The organism is Nocardioides sp. HB32, assembly GCF_054058995.1.
Map to the genome: position 1 here is coordinate 4,382,242 of NZ_JBSSBS010000001.1, position 20,390 is coordinate 4,402,631.

24 protein-coding genes are annotated in these 20,390 nt (G+C 73.5%); 9 read left to right on the forward strand and 15 right to left on the reverse strand.

Annotated features, from left to right (window positions below):
* Positions 1-31: 31 nt before the first annotated feature.
* The 4 genes from ggt to miaA are packed head-to-tail and all read right to left on the reverse strand — an operon-like array spanning position 32 to position 4,223.
* Positions 32-1,831: a gamma-glutamyltransferase gene (ggt, locus tag ACVW2K_RS21970; protein WP_457203976.1), complete on the reverse strand. Its 1,800-nt coding sequence runs from the start codon at positions 1,829-1,831 to the stop codon at positions 32-34.
* A 16-nt stretch (positions 1,832-1,847) separates the two neighbouring features.
* Positions 1,848-2,372, reverse strand: a complete 525-nt coding sequence (locus ACVW2K_RS21975) for a dihydrofolate reductase family protein (RefSeq protein ID WP_457203977.1) — start codon at positions 2,370-2,372, stop codon at positions 1,848-1,850.
* Complete coding sequence (locus ACVW2K_RS21980; protein ID WP_457203978.1) at positions 2,369-3,274, reverse strand: helix-turn-helix transcriptional regulator; 906 nt, start codon at positions 3,272-3,274, stop codon at positions 2,369-2,371. The genes ACVW2K_RS21975 and ACVW2K_RS21980 overlap by 4 nt, the downstream gene beginning before the upstream one ends.
* A 4-nt stretch (positions 3,275-3,278) precedes the next feature.
* On the reverse strand, positions 3,279-4,223 hold the full coding sequence (gene miaA, locus ACVW2K_RS21985; RefSeq protein WP_457203979.1) for a tRNA (adenosine(37)-N6)-dimethylallyltransferase MiaA: 945 nt from the start codon (positions 4,221-4,223) through the stop codon (positions 3,279-3,281).
* Positions 4,224-4,241: 18 nt separating this feature from the next.
* On the opposite strand from miaA, the gene ACVW2K_RS21990 reads away from it, so the two are divergent.
* From ACVW2K_RS21990 to ACVW2K_RS22010, 5 genes are read left to right on the forward strand one after another with little or no spacing between them, the layout of a single operon-like run.
* Entirely contained in the window at positions 4,242-4,373 is a 132-nt protein-coding gene (locus ACVW2K_RS21990) for a hypothetical protein (protein ID WP_269320329.1), read from the forward strand.
* Complete coding sequence (locus ACVW2K_RS21995) at positions 4,373-4,534, forward strand: hypothetical protein (RefSeq protein ID WP_457203980.1); 162 nt, start codon at positions 4,373-4,375, stop codon at positions 4,532-4,534. Before ACVW2K_RS21990 ends, ACVW2K_RS21995 begins: the two co-directional genes overlap by 1 nt.
* On the forward strand, positions 4,531-5,001 hold the full coding sequence (locus ACVW2K_RS22000) for an NUDIX domain-containing protein (protein ID WP_457203981.1): 471 nt from the start codon (positions 4,531-4,533) through the stop codon (positions 4,999-5,001). Before ACVW2K_RS21995 ends, ACVW2K_RS22000 begins: the two co-directional genes overlap by 4 nt.
* Positions 5,001-5,252, forward strand: coding sequence for a hypothetical protein (locus tag ACVW2K_RS22005; protein WP_028637433.1), 252 nt, complete (start codon positions 5,001-5,003; stop codon positions 5,250-5,252). The genes ACVW2K_RS22000 and ACVW2K_RS22005 overlap by 1 nt, the downstream gene beginning before the upstream one ends.
* On the forward strand, positions 5,249-5,533 hold the full coding sequence (locus tag ACVW2K_RS22010; RefSeq protein WP_457203982.1) for a hypothetical protein: 285 nt from the start codon (positions 5,249-5,251) through the stop codon (positions 5,531-5,533). The genes ACVW2K_RS22005 and ACVW2K_RS22010 overlap by 4 nt, the downstream gene beginning before the upstream one ends.
* Positions 5,534-5,629: 96 nt before the next feature.
* On the opposite strand, the gene miaB is transcribed toward ACVW2K_RS22010, so the two are convergent.
* Positions 5,630-7,108: a tRNA (N6-isopentenyl adenosine(37)-C2)-methylthiotransferase MiaB gene (miaB, locus tag ACVW2K_RS22015; RefSeq protein WP_457203983.1), complete on the reverse strand. Its 1,479-nt coding sequence runs from the start codon at positions 7,106-7,108 to the stop codon at positions 5,630-5,632.
* On the opposite strand from miaB, the gene ACVW2K_RS22020 reads away from it, so the two are divergent.
* Entirely contained in the window at positions 7,107-7,511 is a 405-nt protein-coding gene (locus tag ACVW2K_RS22020) for a hypothetical protein (protein ID WP_457203984.1), read from the forward strand. The two genes, miaB and ACVW2K_RS22020, sit on opposite strands and share 2 nt — an antisense overlap.
* A gap of 18 nt (positions 7,512-7,529) precedes the next feature.
* Entirely contained in the window at positions 7,530-9,008 is a 1,479-nt protein-coding gene (locus ACVW2K_RS22025) for a CehA/McbA family metallohydrolase (protein WP_457203985.1), read from the forward strand.
* On the opposite strand, the gene ACVW2K_RS22030 is transcribed toward ACVW2K_RS22025, so the two are convergent.
* Positions 9,001-9,639, reverse strand: a complete 639-nt coding sequence (locus ACVW2K_RS22030; protein WP_457203986.1) for a response regulator — start codon at positions 9,637-9,639, stop codon at positions 9,001-9,003. The genes ACVW2K_RS22025 and ACVW2K_RS22030 overlap by 8 nt on opposite strands.
* Positions 9,636-10,733, reverse strand: coding sequence for a sensor histidine kinase (locus ACVW2K_RS22035; protein ID WP_457203987.1), 1,098 nt, complete (start codon positions 10,731-10,733; stop codon positions 9,636-9,638). Before ACVW2K_RS22035 ends, ACVW2K_RS22030 begins: the two co-directional genes overlap by 4 nt.
* 110 nt (positions 10,734-10,843) lie before the next feature.
* Here ACVW2K_RS22035 and ACVW2K_RS22040 point away from each other — a divergent pair, with 110 nt between their 5' ends.
* Positions 10,844-11,551 (forward strand): hypothetical protein, encoded by a 708-nt coding sequence (locus tag ACVW2K_RS22040; protein WP_457203988.1) that lies wholly within the window; start codon positions 10,844-10,846, stop codon positions 11,549-11,551.
* Here the strand turns inward: ACVW2K_RS22040 and ACVW2K_RS22045 are convergent.
* The 4 genes from ACVW2K_RS22045 to ACVW2K_RS22060 all read right to left on the reverse strand — a co-directional run bounded on the left by ACVW2K_RS22045 (position 11,535) and on the right by ACVW2K_RS22060 (position 15,063).
* Entirely contained in the window at positions 11,535-11,996 is a 462-nt protein-coding gene (locus tag ACVW2K_RS22045) for a hotdog fold domain-containing protein (RefSeq protein ID WP_457203989.1), read from the reverse strand. The genes ACVW2K_RS22040 and ACVW2K_RS22045 overlap by 17 nt on opposite strands.
* 33 nt (positions 11,997-12,029) lie before the next feature.
* Complete coding sequence (locus ACVW2K_RS22050) at positions 12,030-13,868, reverse strand: glycoside hydrolase family 3 protein (RefSeq protein ID WP_457203990.1); 1,839 nt, start codon at positions 13,866-13,868, stop codon at positions 12,030-12,032.
* A 65-nt stretch (positions 13,869-13,933) separates the two neighbouring features.
* Positions 13,934-14,296: a VOC family protein gene (locus ACVW2K_RS22055; protein WP_028637425.1), complete on the reverse strand. Its 363-nt coding sequence runs from the start codon at positions 14,294-14,296 to the stop codon at positions 13,934-13,936.
* Complete coding sequence (locus tag ACVW2K_RS22060; RefSeq protein ID WP_457203991.1) at positions 14,293-15,063, reverse strand: trans-aconitate 2-methyltransferase; 771 nt, start codon at positions 15,061-15,063, stop codon at positions 14,293-14,295. The genes ACVW2K_RS22055 and ACVW2K_RS22060 overlap by 4 nt, the downstream gene beginning before the upstream one ends.
* A gap of 65 nt (positions 15,064-15,128) precedes the next feature.
* On the opposite strand from ACVW2K_RS22060, the gene ACVW2K_RS22065 reads away from it, so the two are divergent.
* Positions 15,129-15,617 (forward strand): MarR family winged helix-turn-helix transcriptional regulator, encoded by a 489-nt coding sequence (locus ACVW2K_RS22065; RefSeq protein WP_457203992.1) that lies wholly within the window; start codon positions 15,129-15,131, stop codon positions 15,615-15,617.
* A 1-nt stretch (position 15,618) separates the two neighbouring features.
* On the opposite strand, the gene ACVW2K_RS22070 is transcribed toward ACVW2K_RS22065, so the two are convergent.
* From ACVW2K_RS22070 to ACVW2K_RS22085, 4 genes are read right to left on the reverse strand one after another with little or no spacing between them, the layout of a single operon-like run.
* Positions 15,619-17,400 (reverse strand): ABC-F family ATP-binding cassette domain-containing protein, encoded by a 1,782-nt coding sequence (locus ACVW2K_RS22070; RefSeq protein ID WP_457203993.1) that lies wholly within the window; start codon positions 17,398-17,400, stop codon positions 15,619-15,621.
* A gap of 9 nt (positions 17,401-17,409) precedes the next feature.
* Entirely contained in the window at positions 17,410-18,318 is a 909-nt protein-coding gene (locus tag ACVW2K_RS22075; RefSeq protein ID WP_036570179.1) for a 4-(cytidine 5'-diphospho)-2-C-methyl-D-erythritol kinase, read from the reverse strand.
* Positions 18,315-19,175: a 16S rRNA (adenine(1518)-N(6)/adenine(1519)-N(6))-dimethyltransferase RsmA gene (gene rsmA / locus ACVW2K_RS22080; RefSeq protein WP_457203994.1), complete on the reverse strand. Its 861-nt coding sequence runs from the start codon at positions 19,173-19,175 to the stop codon at positions 18,315-18,317. Before rsmA ends, ACVW2K_RS22075 begins: the two co-directional genes overlap by 4 nt.
* A gap of 17 nt (positions 19,176-19,192) precedes the next feature.
* Positions 19,193-20,338 carry a ubiquitin-like domain-containing protein gene (locus ACVW2K_RS22085; protein WP_457203995.1) on the reverse strand — a complete coding sequence of 382 codons (1,146 nt, stop codon included), beginning with the start codon at positions 20,336-20,338 and terminating at the stop codon, positions 19,193-19,195.
* Positions 20,339-20,390: the final 52 nt, after the last annotated feature.

Consider the following 20,390-nt stretch of genomic DNA (forward strand, 5'->3'; position numbering starts at 1 on the left):
ACGGTACCGGCGGCCGCAGCCCCGCCTGCGCTCAACGCTGCGGTGTGACGACGGTCGCAGCGCCACCCCCGCGCCGCCGTGGCTCGGCGGCGACCGTCAGCAGCCCGCCGGGACCGAACTCGATGCCGGTCGCGGCACCGATCTCGGTCGTCCCGGTGAAGATGTCCTGGTACTTGTCGACGTGGTGGCCCAGCCTCTTCAGGGCGTGGCCGTACCGCCGCAGGAACGCCGGCTCGGCGAGGTCGTCCTCCGTGTTGCGCTGGGTCGCGCGCGGGGCGGCGATCGCCTGCGGCAGGGTCATGCCGAGGTCGAGCCGGTTCACCAGGATCTGCAGCACCGTCGTGATGATCGTCGAGCCGCCGGGCGAGCCGACCGCGAGCACAGGCCTGCCATTCCGGTGCAGCACGAGGGTCGGCGACATCGAGCTGCGCGGGCGCTTGCCGGGCTCGATCCGGTTCGGGTCGGCGTCGTCGTAGACGGCGGTGAAGTCCGTGAGCTCGTTGTTGAGCAGGAAGCCGCGTCCGGGCACCACGATCCCCGAGCCGCCGGTCTGCTCGATGGTGAGGGTGTACTCGACGACGTTGCCCCACCGGTCGGCGACCGTGAGGTTCGTGGTCTCGACGTTCTCGGTGTCCCCGGCGGACGTCGCGGTCCCGCGGCCGGCGCCGCAGCGGCCGTCGTACGACGAGACGTCGCCCGCCTCGACCGGCGTCGGGAACGCCCGGCCGACCCTGATCCGGCAGGCGCGCTCGTCGGCGTACTTCTGCGAGAGCAGGTCCTTCAGCGGTACGTCGACCTGGGCCGGGTCGCCGACGTACGCGCTCCGGTCGGCGAACGCCAGCGCGCTGGCCTCGAGGTAGAGGTGCAGCGCGCGGGCCCTGGTCATCGACCCGAGCGGGTAGCGGTCGAGGATGTTGAGCGCCTCCCCGACCGTCGAGCCGCCGGACGAGGAGGGCGCCATGCCGTAGACGTGGAGGCCGCGGTACCCGACCCGGGTTGGCGCCCGGTCGACCGGCCGGTAGCCGGTGAGGTCGCTGCGTCGCATGAAGCCCCTCGGGACCGGCAGCGTCGTGTCCTTCGTCGTCGGCGGCCTGCGAACCGCGTGCACGACCTCGCTCGTCAGCCGCGCGTCGTACAGCGCGCGCGTGCCGCGGTGGGCGATCAGGTCGTAGGTGCGCGCCAGGTCGGGGTTGCGGAACGTCGAGCCGACCCGCGGCGCCCGGCCGTGCGGCAGGTAGAGCCTCCTCGTCGGCACGAAGGCATCGAACCGGCGCCGGTTCTGGACCACCTGGCCATGGAAGGTCGGATCCACGCGGAAGCCCCGGCGGGCCAGTGCCTCCGCGGGGGCGAGGGAGCGGGCGAGCGAGCGGGTGCCCCACTCCCTCAGCGCGCGCTGCCAGGTCGCGAGCGAGCCGGGCACGCCGACGGAGACGCCGCTGGTGACGCGGGCGGGCGAGAAGCCGTACGGCTTGCCGGTCTTCGGGTCGATGAACGCGTCGTGCGGCATCGCGGCCGGCGCGGTCTCGCGGCCGTCGATGGTGTGGACCTCGCGGGTCTTCGCGTCGTAGTAGACGAAGTAGCCGCCTCCGCCGATGCCGCTGCTGAACGGCTCCGTGACGCCGAGGGCGGCGGCGGTCGCGACCGCGGCGTCGACGGCGTTGCCGCCGGCCTTCAGCACCTCGAGGCCGATCGCGGAGGCATCGGGGTCGACGGAGGTGACGGCACCGCCGTACCCGCGGGCGGTCGGGTGCTTGGGCGGCGTCGCCTGCGCGGGCGCGGCGAGGGCGGTGGCGAGGAGGGCGAGCGGTACGACGATCCCGAGACGGCGCATACCGCCCGGTGCCCGGTCAGCCCGGCCTGGAAACGGTGTACCGCGCGCACAGGAACTCGCGGTTCCGGGCGTGCTCCTCGAGCCGCATCTCGACCCTCCGCGTGAGCAAGGGCGCGCCGCCGCCGAGCGCCAGGGGCGCGTACTGCACCCACACCTCGTCGAGCAGGCCCGCGTCGGAGAACTGCCCCACCAGGTCACCACCGCCGATGAGCCACACGTCCTTGCCTGCCGCTGCCTCGACCATGGCGGCGTGCACGGTGCGCACGTCCTCCGCCGTGAAGGTGACCCCCTCCTGCGGTGGGAGCTCGCGGTGCGTGAAGACCCAGGCGGGCAGGGTGAAGTCCCAGCCGTTCGGGTCGTTGTCGAGGATCCACCGGTACGTCGTGGCGCCGAGGGCACAGGCGCCGACGGTCGCCCGGAACTCGCCGTAGTTCATCGGCCCGTGCTCGTCGATGTCGCGGCTCAGCAGCCAACCGAGGGAGTTGTCCGGGTCGGCGATGAAGCCGTCGAGCGAGCTCGCCGTGTAGTAGACGGTCTTCACTCCGCACCTCCCCGCCGCCGCAGCCAGTTGATCGGGTCGCCCTCGTCGACCTCGACGCCGAGCTCGGCGAGCATCGCTCGGGCGCCGAGCCGGCGGTGGGCGGAATAGGTGAGGACGTGGGCGACGATGCTCCCGAGCACGAAGCTCTCCGGCGGCTCGCAGAGCGCGTCGACGACCCGGTCGTCCCAGGCATCGCGCCGGTCGACGTCGCGGACCATCTCCAGCCAGCGCGGCGCGACCTCGTCGTGCCGGGCGATCAGGGCCCCGGGGTCGTCCGGGCGCTCCGGCGGGAACTCCTCGCCGAGGATGGCCGCCAGCCACACCTCCAGGGTGCTGACCTGTCGCTCGAGGACGCGCGCGAGCGTCGTCTCGTCGCCCTCCCAGGAGAGCACCGGGCGCACCTGGCGTCGGTACGCCTCGTCGGGCAGCTGCTTGGCCAGGTCCAGCAGCGCCCGGGTGTCGTCGAGGTCGTGGTGGACCATCAGGTCCATCGGCTGGCTCATGGTGCGCTCCCCGGAGTGGACCCACAGCGAGGTGGGCGGGTGGAAGTGGATGCCGTTCGGTGCGGGCAGCCAGTGGCTGCCTGCTCGCGGCTGCGTCCGTTGCTGGCTGGGCACGTGTCCGTAGGCGCGGGCGAACGCGCGGCTGAACCCCTCGACGGAGTCGTAGCCGGCGGCGAACGCCGCGTCGGTGACGCTCTCGCCGTGGCTCAGCTGCCAGGCGGCGCGCTCGAGCATCACCCGCCGCCGCATCGCGACCGGCGGCTCCCCGGCCTCGCGGGAGAGCCGGCGGGTGAAGTGGAACGGCGAGGTGTACGCGCCACCGGCCATGTCGTCGAGGCTGCGGTGCTCCTCCTCGAGCACCGCGTCGAGCAGCTCGCGGAGTCGGTCGCGTCCGGTCATGGGCTCAGTCTGGCGTCGGCCGGCCCTCCGGCGCCCGACCGATCTTGCTCAGGCTCTTCTCGACCAGGTCGGGGTCGTCGTACCGGATCCACACCACGCGGGGGTCCTTGCGGAACCACGAGTCCTGACGACGCGAGAAGCGCCGGGTGGCCGTGACCGTGCGATCCCGGGCCTCGTCGAGCGAGATCTCGCCGGCGAGGTACGCCGCGACCTCGCGGTAGCCGATCGCGCGGCCGGCGGTCCGGCCCTCCGCGAGACCGTCGGCCAGCAGGCGCTCGACCTCGACGACGAGCCCGGACTCGAACATGGTCTCGACCCTCGCCTCGATCCGCGCGTCGAGCGTGGGCCGGTCGATGTCGACCCCGATCTGGACGGTGCACGGGTCGGCGTACTCCAGGGTCGGCAGCGACGCGGTGAACGGCCGCCCGGTGATCTCGACGACCTCGAGGGCGCGCACGACGCGGCGGCCGTTCTCGGCCAGGATCCGGTCCGCGGCCTCGGGGTCGACCGCGCGCAGCCGCTCGTGGAGCGCGACCGGGCCGACGTCGGCGAGCTCGTCCTCGAGGCGCCGCCGGACCGCGTGGTCGGTGCCCGGGAACTCGAACCGGTCCAGGATCGCCCGCGTGTAGAGCGCCGAGCCGCCGACCAGCACCGGCGTGCGCCCACGACCGCGGATCTCGTCGATCTCGGCGCGGGCCCAGCCCTGGAACTCCGCGACCGTCGCCGGGTCGCGGACGGTGAGGGTGTCCAGCAGGTGGTGCGCGATCCCGCGCCGCTCGGCGACCGGGAGCTTCGCCGTGCCGATGTCCATGCCGCGGTAGACCTGCATGGCGTCGGTGTTCACGACCTCGCCACCGAGCCGCTCGGCGAGGTCGAGGGACAGACCGGTCTTGCCGGACGCGGTGGCCCCGACCACGGCCACGATCGGGGTGCTGGGCGTCGGCGGCATGTGGTTAGTGTGACAAGCATGAGCGAGAGCCCGACGCCGCCCGAGCCCCACCACGACGAGCGCGATCCGCAGGGTCCGCCGCGGGAGGGCCAGGAGGAGAATGCCGAGACGTCGCTCGACGAGCCGTCGGACGACGCGGGAGGTGAGTGATGAGCGAGTTCGACTTCCACGAGGATCCGCTGCCCGAGGAGGAGGAGTCGCCGGTCTCGGAGGACACCGGGACGGTCTACGGCACCGAGGGTGAGGCGGAGCTGACGCCCCACGACCTGGAGGACCCCGATGATCCCGAGGAGACCGAGGTGCCCGAGTGACGCACGGCCGCTTCGTGGTCGTCCCTGCGTCGTACGTCTTCCTGCTGCGCGGCTCCGGCCCGGACACCGAGGTGCTGCTCCAGCTCCGCCGGAACACCGGGTACATGGACGACCACTGGGCCGCGGCCGCGGCCGGCCACGTCGAGCAGGGCGAGACGGCGTACGACGCCGCCCACCGCGAGGCGCTCGAGGAGATCGGCGTGGGTGACCTCGCGCTGTGCTTCGTGACCGCGATGCAGCGCACCCAGGGCGGCGAGCCGATCGACGAGCGGATCGACTTCTTCTTCACGGCCCGGTCGTGGTCGGGAGAGCCGCGGGTCGTCGAGCCCGAGAAGTCGGGCGGGCTGCGGTGGGCCCGGCTCGACGCGCTGCCGGACCCGGTCGTCCCCCACGAGCTGGCCGTGTTGGAGGGGCTGCGAACGGGTACGTCGGCGGCGTACTCGACGTTCGGCTTCAAGGAGCACTGATGTCTGACCTCGGACCCCTGCCCGACCCCGAGATCGAGCCCGGCGAGCCCAACCCGGGCGGGGTCGACGCCATCCCTCCGGACGAGGGCCGGCCCACGGTGCCCGACCTCTCCCCCGAGGAGAACCCCGCCATCGAGGAGGCCCCCGACCCGCTGAAGGAGTCGGTCAAAGAGGGCGAGGACACCTCCACCGAGGCCACCCGCAGCGATGACGGCGAGGACGACCAGCCGGAGAAGGAGTCGCCGGCATGACCGGCCGCGACGACTCCGACGAGGAGCTGCAGTCCTCGACCCCGAACTCCAGCGGACCCTCCCGGGCGGCCGGCGACCTCGGCGCCAGCAGCGAGCGGGTCGGCCACGCCGGCCCAGGCCAGGAGGCCACCGACGGGCTCCGCGACGTCGCGCGTGCCGAGGTCCCGTCCGACGACGCGCCGCCGGAGCAGTCGGTCGGCAACCCCGAGGACAACCCGGAGGGGCTCCCGCCCAAGGCGGGCTACTCCTCGAAGGACCCGCGGGACGACGACGAGGTCTGACCGGTCGCGCTTCACGGGCACTCCCTGCACTTCTCGGGCGTTGCAATGCCCCACATGCGCCGGGATCCCCGGCTAACCGGGGATCCCGACGGACCCTCAGCGGCAGGCGGGGGCGTCCGGCAGCGGTGCGGGTACGCCGAGGCCCGGCATGCCGAGCGCGACACCGGACGACCCGGGCGCGGCGGTGCGTGCCTCCCAGGCGTCGCCCGAGCGGGTCCGGCGCGCGGAGACGAAGGTGTCCGCGACCAGGTGGTGCGGGGCGGCCCGGGTGACCTCGACGGTGACCAGGTCGCCCGGGCGCACCTGGACGCCGGCCGGCGGGGCGAAGTGCACGAGCCGGTTGTCGGGGCCGCGGCCGGAGAGGCGGTGCGTGGCGGCGTCCTTGCGTCCCTCGCCCTCGGCGACCATCAGCTCGACGCGGCGGCCGACGAGCGCCTTGTTCTCCTCCCAGGCGATCTGGTTCACGACGGCGACCAGCCGCTCGTAGCGGTCCCTGACGACCGCCGGCGGGACCTGGTCGGCGAGCACGGCGGCCGGGGTACCGGGCCGCTTGGAGTACTGGAACGTGAACGCCCCCGAGAACCGCGCCTCGCGCACGACGTGCAGCGTCTCCTGGAAGTCCTCCTCGGTCTCGCCGGGGAAGCCCACGATGATGTCGGTGGTGATCGCCGCGTCCGGCATCGCGGCGCGGACCCGCTCGATGATGCCGAGGAACTTCCGCTGCCGGTAGGAGCGCCGCATCTCGCGCAGCACCCGGTCCGAGCCCGACTGGAGCGGCATGTGCAGCTGGGGCATCACGTTCGGCGTCTCGGCCATCGCCTCGATGACGTCGTCGGTGAACTCCGCTGGGTGCGGGGACGTGAACCGCACCCGCTCGAGCCCCTCGATCGAGCCGCACGAGCGGAGCAGCTTCGAGAACGCCCGGCGGTCGCCGAACTCCACGCCGTACGCGTTGACGTTCTGCCCGAGCAGCGTGACCTCCGAGACGCCCTCGGCGACCAGCGCCTCGATCTCGGCGAGGATCTCACCGGGCCGGCGGTCCTTCTCCTTGCCGCGCAGGCTCGGGACGATGCAGAAGGTGCAGGTGTTGTTGCACCCGACCGAGATCGACACCCAGGCGGCGTACGCCGAGTCGCGCTTGGTCGGCAGGGTCGACGGGAAGACCTCGAGCGACTCGAGGATCTCGACCTGCGCCTCCTCCTGCACGCGAGCGCGCTCGAGGAGGACCGGCAGCGACCCGATGTTGTGGGTGCCGAAGACGACGTCGACGTACGGCGCCCTCGCGGTGATCGTGGAGCGGTCCTTCTGCGCCAGGCAGCCGCCGACGGCGATCTGCATGCCCGGCTTCGCGGCCTTCACCGGTGCCAGGTGGGAGAGGTTGCCGTAGAGCTTGTTGTCGGCGTTCTCGCGCACCGCGCAGGTGTTGAACACGACCACGTCGGCCTGCTCGCCCTCGGGGACGCTCTCCCGGTCGAACGGGAGGTAGCCCGCGTCCTCCAGCAGCCCGGAGAGCCGCTCGGAGTCGTGGACGTTCATCTGGCACCCGTAGGTGCGGACCTCGTAGGTGCGTGTCATGACCCGCACAGGGTACGGCGGGACGTCCGGCCGGGCCCAACCGAGCAGCTGCCTGGAGCGGGTGACGGCCGGTCCCGACTACGCTGACGCCGTGCTCTCCTGGCGCTCGCAGAACTCGATCCTCTCGATCTGCTCGACCGGCTCGATCCTCTCCGTCGGCAGCATCGGCTCCGTCGCCTCGCTGGCCAGCATCGGCTCCGCGCTGTCGGCGTTCTCGATCGGCTCCTGGATGTCGACGGGCTCGGCGCTGTCGTACCAGAGCAACCTGTCGCTGATGTCCCACCAGAGCAACCGCTCGACGATGAGCAGCCAGAGCAACCGCGCCCGGATGGGCCGGCGTACGTCCGGTGCGGTCGCGCTGGCGCTGGTGACCGGGTTCGCAGTACACCGCGCCCGTCGGTAGTCCATCCTTGGACCCGACATGAGCAACCTGCACCTCGACCGCCGCGCCCTGCTCCTCGCCGGCGCCGGCCTCGCGACCACCGCCGCCGTCCTCACCTTCGAGCCCGCCGAAGCCGGGGCGAAGGTGACCAAGAGGTTCCGCGGGACGTTCACCGCCGGCACCACCGAGGACTGGGTCTACCTGCCGTTCCAGGTGCCGAGCGGGGTGCGGCAGATCCAGGTGTCCTACTCGTACCCGCCGCCGATCGACACCCACCTCGGCTACAGCAAGAACGTCGTCGACATCGGCATCTTCGACGAGTCCGGCACCGGCCTGGGGAACGCCGACGGCTTCCGCGGGTGGTCGGGCGGGGCCCGCACGGAGTTCCGGATCAGCCGGACCTGGGCGACGCCGGGCTACCTGCCCGGTCCGATCCGCTCGGGCCGCTGGCGGATCGCCCTCGGGCCGTACCAGATCGTGACCGACGTCGACTACGAGGTCACCGTCACGCTGCACTTCGGCAGGAAGGGCGAGCGCTTCGACCCGTCCCCGGCGCCGACCGGCGTCGAGGGCACCCGCACCGGCTGGTACCGCGGCGACCTGCACGTGCACACCGTCCACTCCGACGGCGCCCAGACCCAGCGCGACGTGATCGGGTACGCCAAGGCCGCGGGCCTCGACTTCATCGGCACCTCGGAGCACAACACCAGCTCCGCGACCGGGACGTGGGGTCGCTACGTGCCGGACGACTTCCTGGTGGTCTGCGGCGAGGAGGTCACCACCCGCGCCGGGCACTGGCTGGCGACCGGGCTCCCGGCCGGGACCTGGATCGACTGGCGCTACCGCCCAGAGGACGGCGCGCTGGCCGGGTTCGTCCAGCAGGTGCACGACCTCAGCGGTCTCGCGATCGTCGCCCACCCCTACATCCCAGTGCCCTCGATCCGGTGGGACTTCGGCACCGACTGGGCCGGCATGGACGCCGTCGAGGTATGGAACGGGCCGTGGGACGGCTTCGACGAGCAGGCGCTCACCCGCTGGCACCAGCTGCTCACGACCGGCACGTTCGTCCCGGCGGTCGGCAACTCCGACACCCACAAGCAGAGCCAGACGATCGGGCTCGCCCAGACCGTGGTCCGCGCCGAGTCACTGTCGACCGAGGCACTCGTCGCGGGCTACCGGGGCGGGCACTCCTGGATCGCCGGGTCGTCGGCGGTCGACCTGCACTTCACCGCCACGCTCGACGACGTGAGCGGTGAGTGCGGCGACCGGGTGCCCAGCGGCGCCGGCCAGCACGTCGCCGTCCACCTCGACGCCACCGGCGTCGACGGCTGCACCGCGCGGCTCGTCGGCCCGCAGGGGACGAAGACGCCGCTGGCCACCGCGACGGCGGACGGCGGCGCGATCACCCTGGTCGCCGACGTCGCGGGCGGTACGCCGTTCGTCCGCGTGGAGATCCGGCAGGGTCCGCTGTTCAACGACCCGATGGTCGCGCTGACCAACCCGATCTTCGTCAGCTGAGCCCCGCCTCGCGGGCGACCACGACGGCCTGGGCGCGGTCGCGCAGGTCCAGCTTGGCGAAGATGTGGCGCACGTGGGTCTTCACCGTCGCCATGCTGATCACCAGTGCGGCCGCGATCTCCGCGTTGGACCGGCCGGCACCGATCATCGCCAGCACCTCGCGCTCCCGCTCGCTGAGGTCGGCGAAGCCGGGCGGCGCCACCGCGGTGACCGGCGGGCGGGTGGCGAAGTTGGCCATCAGCCGCTCCAGCACCGCTGGGGCGACGACCGGCTCGCCCGCCGCGGCCCGGCGTACGGCGTCGACGAGCGCGTCCGCGGTCGCGTCCTTGAGCAGGAAGCCGACCGCACCGGCGCGCAGGGCCTCGACGACGTGCTCGTCGACGTCGAACGTCGTCAGCGCGATCACCCGGGCGGCCTGCGTCGCGGTGATCCGACGGGTCGCCTCGATGCCGTCGACGCCCGGCATCCGCAGGTCCATGAGCACGACGTCCGGCATGCACGCGACGGCCGCGGCGACGCCCTCCTCGCCGTCGCGCGCCTCCGCCACGACCTCCATCCCGGCGAGCTCGAGGATGAGGCGCAGCCCCTGCCGGACCAGGTCCTGGTCGTCGACCAGCAGCACGCGCGTCATCGCGGCAGCACCACGCGCACGGTGAACCGGCCGTCGCACACCGCCGCGTCGAACGAGCCGCCGAGCAGCTCGGCCCGGTGCCGCATGCCGGTCAGGCCACGACCCGGCGCGGGGACGGCGGCGAGCCCCGTCGGGTTCGCCGCACCCACCCGCACCTCGTGCTCGTCCCAGGAGACCTCGAGGTCGACGGGCGCACCGGGTGCGTGCCGCCCGGCGTTCGTGAGGCACTCCCGGACGATCCGGTTCACCGCGAGCCGGACCTGCTCCTGGCCCGCGACCGGCGCACCGCGCTGGGTGAGGGTGTTGGCGATCCCGGCCGCGCCGGCCCGACGGGACACCTCGTCGAGGTCGTCGTACGCCGCCCGCACGTCCTCGTCCGCCGACAGGACGTCGAGCACGCCCCTGATCTCCGCCAGCGTGCGGTGCGCGGTCACCCGGATCGCCTCGACCGGCTCGACCGCGCGCTCGGGCGCGACCCGGAGGGCGGCGGCGGCCGCCTCGGCCTGCACCGCGATCAGCGTGACCTCGTGCCCGAGCACGTCGTGGAGCTCCTGCGCGATCCGGGCGCGCTCGACCTCGACCGCGGACTCCTCGGCCCGCTCCTGCTCGAAGCGCAGCCGCCCGGCGAGCCGGGCCAGTTCGGCGTTCTGGGCCCGCTGGTGCGCGGCGAGCTGCCCGGCGAGGACCGGCGCCACCACCGCGATCACCGCCCCGATCGCCGCGAACGGCGCCTCCGGCCCGAGCAGCGTCACCACAGCGGTCACGACCGAGGCCCACGCCGTCAGGGCGACCACCGCGCGACGCGGCCGGCCCCAGGACCCGAGCGCGAAGAACTGCAGGACCACCACGACGTACCCGAGCACCGGGAAGCCGTCGGTCGGCACGGCCCACAGGACCGTCGACGTCAGCGCGGCCGCGAGCGGACGAGTGCGGCGCCAGGCCAGCGGCAGCGTGGTGCCCAGCACGTAGACCTGGCCCAGGACCGAGTCGGCGATCGGCCAGAGCGTCACCTGCGCGAAGCCCAGCACGACGAACACGGCCGCGAGGACGGCGTCCGTGCGGTCCATGCCGAGGCGGCCCGGAGTCGGTGTCACGCGGGCAGCGTAGGGCCCGGAGGACCCCGCGGTCCTCAGCCCTGGGGCTGAGCCGGAGAGCCGCCCAGCGGTCGATGCGACGGGACAGCGGCCGTTCGTACGGTCCCGGCATGACACTTCTCGACACTCCCCGCGACCGGGAACAGACCCCCGTCGCCGGCCCCGACGTGACCCGCATCAGCACCTGGTGCGGCGTCGCCTTCACGATCTGCCAGCTCGCCGTGATGGTGTGCATGGCGATCTTCGTCCTGCCCCACGCAGGCTCGCCGGGCGATCCCGCGCTCGAGCGGGGACAACGCGTCCTCGACGCCGCCGACACCTACCGGGTCGGCAACTACGTCTTCATGCTCGCCGGGGTGCTGCTGCTCGGCTTCCTCGGCGCGATCCACGTGCGGCTCCGCCGGGTCGACGCGACCGGTGTGCTGGCGACCGTCGCAGTCGCCGCGGGCACGCTGCTGACGTTGATCTGGCCGTTCGCCGGCGTGCTGCACGACGTCGCGCTCGACACCGCCGAGACCGGCGCCGACGTCCGGATCCTCGCCGGGTGGGACGGGGCGGCGCCGTACGCGCTCGCGTTCTCGGCGCTCCCCCGCATCTTCCTGCTGCTCGCCCTGGTGCTCGGGCTGCGGCTGGCCGGCGACTCGCCGTGGCTGCAGCGGACCGGCGTCGCGATCGCGATCGCGAGCGCCGCCGGCACGCTGACCCTGGTGGCCGGCGCGGCGTTCCCCGTGCTGGCGCTGAGCAGCCTCGCCTACGAGCTGTGGATCGGCGCGCTCGCCTGGCACTGGCTGCGCGACCGCACTAGCGGCGGCTCGTGACCCACAGCCGGATGACGCCCTCGATCACCCGCGTCCCGTCCGCGAGCTCGCCGCGGACGCGGACCGGGAGGTCGGGGTCCGGCGAGGTCCACTGCTCCGCGGCGGTCTCGGCGATGCAGGTGACGTCGCCGGTGGCCTTGGCCGTGTAGGCGACCTCCATCCCCTTCGGGATCCACCGCCTGTCGGGCGGGATGCTCGCCTCGGCGAGCGCGCCCATCGCGGCCTCGAGGCCGTTGCACAGCGCGATCGCGTGCACGGTCCCGAGGTGGTTGTGGACCCGGCGCCGCTTCGGGATCACCAGCTCGACGTGGTTCGGCTCGAGGACCGTGAACCGCGGGCGGATCGTGGCGAAGTACGGCGCCTTCCGGGCGAACAGCAGCGAGAAGACCCGGCCGCCCAGCGGCAGCCCGCTCGCCTTGTTCCAGAGGATGAGGACCTGGCTCATGCCGGACACATTACCGGTCAGTAACCTGACCGGTCAGTAGCCCAGGCCGTGGCCGAACTCGAACAGCTCGCCGGTGCCGTCCGGGCCGGGGATCGTGACCGGCAGCCGGCCGGCCGGGTCCACCTCGCCGAAGAGCACCCGCACCAGCGACTCGACCTGGTCCGCGGTGTAGCCGTAGGTGTCGACCACGGTCGGCGCCGCGGGGAACGAGGCGACGTCGTAGGGGTTGCGCATCGCGGCGACCACGACCGGGGTCCCGGTCGCGAGCAGCGCCCGCACGAGCTGGGTCTGGGCAGCGGCGGCCGCCGTCGGCTGGCCGGTCGTCGCGTCCACGTTGTAGGCGTTGTTGGTCGACACGACGACCAGGTCGGCGTCCCGCGCGGCCGCCACCGCGTCGTCGATGTCGGCCTTCGCCGGGGTGGTGCCGGTCTGGAGGACCTGCGTGGTCGCACCGCGCGCGGCGAGCGAGGTCGCCATCGTCGCGGTCGTGGTCACGCCCCAGCCGGTGACCAGCACGTCGCGCGGGCCGGTGGCGAGCGGCAGCAGCCCGGCGTCGTTCTTGACCAGCGTGGTGGTGCGGTCCGTGATCGCCTGGGCGACGGCGAGGTGCGCGGGCGCGCCCATGACGTCGGGCGCCGTGACCGGGTCGACGAACGGGTCCGCGAAGAGCCCGCGCCGGAACTTGTGCAGCAGGATCCGGTACACCGACGCGTCGAGGCGGTGCGTGCTGATCTGGCCACTGCGGGCGGCGGCGAGGACCGCGGCGTACGCCGTGTCCATCTGCGGCGGGACCAGGAGCTGGTCGGCGCCGGCGAGGATCGCCTTCACCGGCGCCACGTCGGGCGGGTACGTCGCGGTCGCGCCCGCCATGTCGAGGGCGTCGGTGACGATCAGCCCGTCGAACCCGAGCGCGTGGCGCAGCAGCCCGGTGAGGATCCGGTGCGACATCGTCGCCGGCACGCCCGGGTCGATCGCCGGCATCACGACGTGCGCGGTCACGATCGTGTCGACGCCGGCGGCGATGTCCGCCTCGAACGGCGGCAGGTCGATCTGGTGGATCTGCGCCAGGGTGTGGGTCACCTCGGGCAGCCCGAAGTGGCTGTCCACGCCGGTGTCGCCGTGCCCCGGGAAGTGCTTCGCGACCGCGGAGACCCCGCCGGCGTGGTAGCCCTTGACCTGCGCCGCCGCCAGGTCGGACACCAGGCCGGGGTCGCCACCGATGGAGCGGATCCCGATCACGGGGTTGTTCGGGTTGATGTTGACGTCGGAGACCGGTGCGTAGTCCTGGGTCACCCCGACCGCGGCCAGCTCGGCGCCGATGACCTTCGCCGACTGCCGGGCGTCGACCACCGACCGGCCCGCGCCGAGCGCCATGTTGCCGGGCAGCTGGGTCGCGGGCGCGCCGAACCGGGCGACCATCGAGCCGCCCTCCTGGTCGACCGAGATCTGGAGCGGGACGTGCCGCGGCTGCGCGAGCGCGGCGGTCTGGAGGCCGTTGGACAGGGTGGCCACCTGTGCGGGGTCGCCGATGTTGTCGTCGCTGTTGCGGACCGTGTAGTAGATGACGCCGCCCGGACGGTACTTGGCGATCACCTGGGCGGGCGTGTCGACGCCGTACAGCTGCTGGTTGACGGCCATTGCCGCGTCGCTCACCAGGGTGGCGTCGCGACCGGCCACCTCGATGACGAACAGCTGCCCGACCTTCTGCCGGAGGGTCATGTGATCCATCAGCGCGCGCACCTGGTCGCGGTACGCCGCGTGGCCGGGGCGGGCGGGGTCACCGGCGGTCGCCGCGGGCGGACCGACGGCGGCGCCGAGCGCCAGGGACAGGCCGGCGACCAGCAGCCGGGTCGACGTCCGGGCAGAAGACATGGGGACCCTCCGGGGCTCGGCTGCCCCTGACCGGAGGCGGCCCGACGCTAGCGCGGCGGCGCCGCTCAGGAAGCCGATTCGAGCAGCTCGACGCGGTTGCCGTGCGCGTCGAGCACGTGGCACCGCTCGAACCCGGGGAACGTGTGCCGCTCGCGCCGGTCGACGTCGAACCCGAGCGCCGCCAACCGCGCGGCGACCGCGTCCAGGTCCTCGACCAGCAGCGCCGGGTGGGCCTTGCGCGCGGGCGCGAACGGCTCCTCGACGCCGATGTGGACCTCCGCGCTCCCGGCGCGGAACCAGCAGCCACCGCGACCGGCCAGCGCGACCGGCTTGTCGACCTCGGTCATGCCGAGGCCCTCGGCCCAGAACCGCCGGGCGCCGTCCTCGCCGCCGGGCGGGCAGGCCAGCTGGACGTGGTGGAGCTTCATGCGGGCACCTGCGCGACGACGAAGATCCGGCGGAACGGCAGCACGACGCCGTACTCCTGCTGCGGGTACGCCGCGGCCAGCCGGCGCCGGAACTCCGTCTCGAACGCCGGCCGCAGGTCCTCGGGCAGCGCCTGGAGGGTCGGCCGCGCGCCGGTGCCGGAGACCCAGGTGAAGACCGGGTCCGGGCCGGTGAGCACGTGGAGGTACGTCGTCTCCCACGCGTCGACCGCGCAGCCGAGGCCGGCCAGCGCGTCGAGGTAGACGGCGGGGTCGTGGCTCGAGGGCACGGCGGCGCCGCCGGTGTGCGCGGCGTACGGCTCCTCCGCGGCCAGCTCGATGCGGATCGTGTGGCTCGGCTCGTCGAAGTTGCCCGGCACCTGGAAGGCGAGCCAGCCACGCGGCGCGACCGCGGACACCAGCCGCGGCAGCAGCCCGAGGTGGCCGGGCACCCACTGGAGGGTCGCGTTGGACACCAGGACGTCGACGGGCGCGGACGGCACCCAGTCGCGCAGGTCGGCGACGTCGAACCCCACCCGCGCGCCGGTCGCCCGGGCCTTCTCGATCATCTCGGGGCTGGAGTCCAGGCCCGCGACCTCGGCGTCCGGCCAGCGGTCCGCGAGCAGGGCTGTCAGGTTGCCGGGTCCGCAGCCGAGGTCGACGACGGTGCGCGGCGCGGCGGCGCCGATCCGCGCCACCAGCTCCACGAACGGGCGGCCCCGCTCGTCGGCGAAGGCCAGGTAGCGCTCGGGGTCCCAGGTGTGGCTCATGGCAGCATCGTGCGTCCGATTTATCTTGATGTCAAGATTCTCGACGGATCCGCTACGCTGCCGCCATGCGGGACGAGGTCGACGAGCTGGTCGAGGCGTGGGCGCGCGAGCGCCCGGACCTCGACCTCGCGCCCGTCGAGGTGTTCAGCCGGATCGGCCGGCTGTCCCGGCACCTGGACCTGGCCCGCCGCGACGCGTTCACGGCCGCGCAGGTGGAGTCGTGGGAGTTCGACGTGCTGGCCGCGCTGCGCCGGGCCGGCGCGCCGTACGAACTCTCACCGGGCCGGCTGCTGCGCGAGACCCTGGTGACCAGCGGCACGATGACCAACCGGGTGGACCGGCTCGCCGCCCGCGGCCTGGTCGAGCGACTGCCCGACCCGCACGACCGCCGCGGCGTGCTCGTGCGGCTCACCCCCGAGGGGCGGACGACCGTCGACCGCGCCTTCGAGGAGCTGCTCGCGGCCGAGCAGGGGTTCCTCGCCGGCCTGCCGGACCGCGACCGCACCCGCCTGGCCGGCCTGCTGCGGACCCTGTTGTCGCCGTTCGCCGGCTGACCTACTCGAGCACCTCCGCGGCCTCGAGCCACTCGAGCTCGAGCTCCTCCTTCTCGGCGGCCAGCTCGTCCAGCTGGGCGGACAGCTCCGCGAGCCGCACGTAGTCCTGCGCGTGCTCGGCGATCTCGGCGTTGAGCGCCGCCTCGCGCTCGGCGATCCGCTCCAGCTGCTTGTCGGTCCGGGCCAGCACCTTGCGGGCGTTGCGCTCCTCGGCGCTGCCCGCCTTGACCTTCACGGATACGGCGGGCGCCGGCTCCGGCGGTGTCGGCGGAGTCATCTCCAGGTGCAGCGCCGCGGCCCTGCGCTCGAGGTACTCGTCGACGCCGCGCGGCAGCATCGAGATCTGCCCGTCGCCGAGCAGCGCCCAGACCGAGTCGGTGACCCGCTCGAGGAAGTACCGGTCATGGGAGACCACGACGAGCGTGCCGGGCCAGCCGTCGAGGAAGTCCTCGAGGACGTTCAGCGTCTCGATGTCCAGGTCGTTGGTGGGCTCGTCGAGGAGCAGCACGTTCGGCTCGGTGAGCAGCAGGCGGAGCAGCTGGAACCGGCGTCGCTCGCCGCCCGAGAGGTCCCCGATGCGTGCGGTGAGCCGGTCGCCGGTGAACCCGAACCGCTCCAGCATCGCGGACGCGGTGATCTCGCCGTCCGCCGTGCGGGTGACGCGCCGGATCGACTCGACCGTCGGCAGCACCCGCCCCCCGGGGTCGAGGTCGTCGAGCTGCTGGGTGAGGTGCTGGAGGGCGACGGAGCGGCCGAGCTTGACCCGTCCGACGGCCGGCGCGAGCTCGCCGGACAGCATCGCGAGCACCGAGGTCTTGCCGGCGCCGTTCACGCCGACGATGCCGACCCGGTCGCCCGGCCCGAGCCGCCAGGTCGCGTGCGCGAGCAGCTGCCGGTCCCCGCGGTACAGGTCGACGTCCTCGACGTCGATCACGTCCTTGCCGAGCCGCTGGGCCGCGAAGCGCTGGAGCTCCATCCGGTCCCGCGGCGGCGGCACGTCCTCGATCAGCTGGTTGGCCGCGTCGATGCGGAACTTCGGCTTCGAGGTCCGGGCCGGCGGACCCCGGCGCAGCCAGGCCAGCTCCTTGCGCACCAGGTTCTGCCGGCGGATCTCCGAGGCCGCGGCCTGGCGCTGGCGCTCGGCCTTGGCGAGCACGAACGCGGCGTACCCGCCCTCGTAGGCGTCGACGACGCCGTCGTGCACCTCCCACGTCCACTGGCAGACGGCGTCGAGGAACCACCGGTCGTGGGTGACGACGGCCAGCGCGGAGGGGCGGTTCGCCAGGTGCTGGGCCAGCCAGGCGACCGCCTCGACGTCGAGGTGGTTGGTGGGCTCGTCGAGCACGACCAGGTCGTGGTCGTCGAGCAGCAGCGCGGCCAGCGAGCAGCGGCGGCGCTCGCCACCGGAGAGGCCGACCACCGCGCGGTCCAGGGAGACGCCGGCCAGCAGCACGTCGACGACCTCCCGGGTGCGCGGGTCGGCGGCCCACTCGTGGTCGGACCGGCCGCCGAGCACCGCCTCGCGCACGGTGTGCGTGTCCTCGAGCTGGTCGCCCTGGTGCAGGTAGCCGACCAGCAGCCCGCGCTGCATCGACACCCGCCCGGTGTCCGGCTCCTCGAGGCCGGTCATCACCTCGAGCAGCGTGGTCTTGCCGTCGCCGTTGCGGCCGACGATGCCGATCCGCTCGCCCACGGCGATGCCCAGCGAGACGTCCGTGAGGAGCGGGCGGATGCCGTAGGACTTGGACACCCGTTCCAGGTTGAGCAGGTTGGGGACCGTCACCACGGCCCCCTAGGCATAGGACACCAGGTGGGCGCCGGCGACCGGGCCGTTGGCGGCGAGGACGACGGGGTGGCCGCTGCCCTGGAGGTCCGCGGCCAGGGATCGGGCGTGGTCGGCGGACCCGCAGAGGAACACGCAGGTCGGCCCGGAGCCGGAGACGATGCCGCGGAGCGCCCCAGCCTCCTCCCCCGCCTCGATCAGCGTGCCGAGCTCGGGGCGCAGGTCGATGGCGGCGGCCTCCAGGTCGTTGTGCAGCGCGTCGGCGAGCGCCCAGGTGTCGCCCTCGGCGATCGCGGTCAGCAACGCGTCGGCAGGCACCGGCTCCGTGGGCGCGTCGGGGAACATCCGGTCGAAGTGCCGGTACACCTCCGGCGTCGACGTGCCGACCTCGGCGGGCACGACCACCCACCACCAGGTGCCGCGGTCCTCGACCGCGTCGACGAGCTCGCCGCGGCCGGTGCCGAGCGCGGTCCCGCCGAGCAGCGCGAACGGCACGTCGCTGCCGAGCTGCGCGGCCAGCGCGAGCAGGTCCTCGTCGGAGGTGCGCACCTCCCACAGCCGGTCCAGCGCGACGAGGGCGGCCGCGGCGTCGGCGGAGCCGCCGGCCATCCCGCCGGCGACGGGGATCGCCTTCGCGATGTGCAGCTCGCCGGTGCGCTCGATGCCGTGGTGCGCGGCGAGCAGGTCCGCGGCCCGGTCGACGATGTTCTCCCCCGCCGTCGGTACGGCGGCCGCGTCCATCCAGTCGGGCACGCCGACCGCGAGCGCCCAGCCGGGCGCCGCGCGGGCGGTGAGGTCGTCGTACAGCCCGACCGCCTGGTAGACGGTGACCAGCGGGTGGTAGCCGTCCTCGCGGGGGGCGCCGACCCCGAGGTGCAGGTTGACCTTCGCGGGCGCGCGGACCGTCAGCTCGTTCACGCGGCGGTCAGCCCCTCCGCGATCCGCACGAAGTCGTCGATCGCGAGCGACTCGCCCCGCGCGAGCGGGTCGATGCCGGCTGCCGCGAGCGCGGCGTCGACCGCCTCGCCGGACGCGAGCGAGCGGAGCACGCCGCGCAGCGCCTTGCGACGGTGCGCGAACGCCGCGTCGACGACCGCGAACACCTCCTGCCGGGTCGCGCTGGTGGCCGGCGGCTCGCGCCGGGTCCAGGCGACCAGCCCGGAGTCGACGTTCGGCGCGGGCCAGAACACGTTGCGGCCGATGGCGCCGGCCCGGCGCACCTCGGCGTACCAGGCGGCCTTGACCGACGGCACGCCGTACACCTTGGAGCCCGGCGGCGCGGCCAGCCGGTCGGCCACCTCGGACTGCACCATCACCAGGCCGCGCTCGAGGCTGGGCAGGAGGGCGAGCAGGTGGAGCAGCACGGGGACCGAGACGTTGTAGGGCAGGTTCGCCACCAGGGCGGTCGGTGGCGGGCCGGGCACGTCCTCGATGCGCATCGCGTCGGCCCGCACGACCTCGAAGCGGTCGGCCTGGGCCGGCGCGTGGTCGGCGATCGTCTCGGGCAGCAGCCCGGCGAGCTTGTCGTCGACCTCGATCGCGACCACCCGCCCGGCGACCTCGAGCAGGGCCAGGGTCAGCGAGCCCAGGCCCGGGCCGACCTCGACGACGACGTCGTCCGGGCCGACCCCGGACTCGCGGACGATGCGGCGCACCGTGTTCGCGTCGATGACGAAGTTCTGCCCGCGCTGCTTGGTCGGGCGCAGGTCGAGACGGGCCGCCAACGCGCGAACGTCCGCGGGCCCCAGCAGACGGGGGCCCGCGGACGTCGACATGTCCGGAAGGGTAACCGTCAGCGCGGGAGCCCCAGCGACGCGGCACAGGCCGGCCAGGCGCCGTACCCGCCCGACGCGTCGCGGATCTTGGTCGCGATCGCGATCTGGGTCTCCCGGCTGGCGTTGCTCGGCAGCCCGGAGCCGCCGTACGCCTGCCAGGTGCCGAGGCTGAACTGCAGGCCGCCGTAGTAGCCGTTGCCGGTGTTGGTGGCCCAGTTGCCGCCCGACTCGCAGCGCGCGAGCGCGTCCCAGACGGTGCTCCCGCCGGCGAAGTTGGTCGTCGCCTGCTGCTTCTTGGTGCCAACCTTGACGAGCTCGGGGACGGGCTGGCGCAGCACCTGCTGGTGCAGCACCTTGCGCACCGCGACCTCGCCGTTGCGGTAGACGATCCGGTAGGTCACGTCGCGCAGGCCGGTGCTGCCGTCGCGGGCGACAGAGGTCTGGCCCTCGTACATCGAGGAGTCGTCCTGCTCCACGGTCGGGTAGTCCACGACCTCGCCCTTGACGTGCTTCGTGACGATCTTGACGTTCGTGAAGACGAGCGTGTCGCCGTCCTGGAGCGTGTGCTTCGGCGCCGGCTTGGTCTCGTCGTGCTTGCCCACCTGCACCCCCAGCTCGTCGAGGGCGTCCTCGACGGTGAGGGCGGTGACGGTCTTCTTGACCATCCTGTGGGCGCCGAGCTTCACGTGCAGCGTCTTGGGGGTGATCACCTGGAGGGTCATGCCCTCGCGGTCGATGCTGCCGCCGCGGCTGACCGACAGGTCGGCGTCGCGGTAGCTGCGGCCGATCTCGTCGAGTGCGCGGGACACGGTGGTGGCGGTGACCCAGTAGGTCTTGGTGCTGCCGTCCACGTCGAGCTGGAGCTGCTTGGCGAACCGCACGGTGATCTTGCTGCCGTCCTCGACCTTCTCGTCGAGGCTCGGGGCGACCACGTCGCGGCTGCTGACGTCGACCCCCTGCGCCTCCAGGACGTCGCCGACCGTGCCGCCGAAGGCGGTCACCCGCTCGGACTTGCCGTCGAGGCTGAGGGTGACGGTCTTGCTGAGGGCGCTGTAACCCCAGGTGGAGCCGGCGACCGCCAGGACCACCACGCCCGCGAGGGCGATCATGAGGGGTCGGCTGCGGACGATCCGGCTGAGCCTGGTGGGCTTGCTGTCCTGCACGATTCTCCGAACGTCGTACTCCCCGGGCCTCGGGTGCCAGCGCGCCGGACGC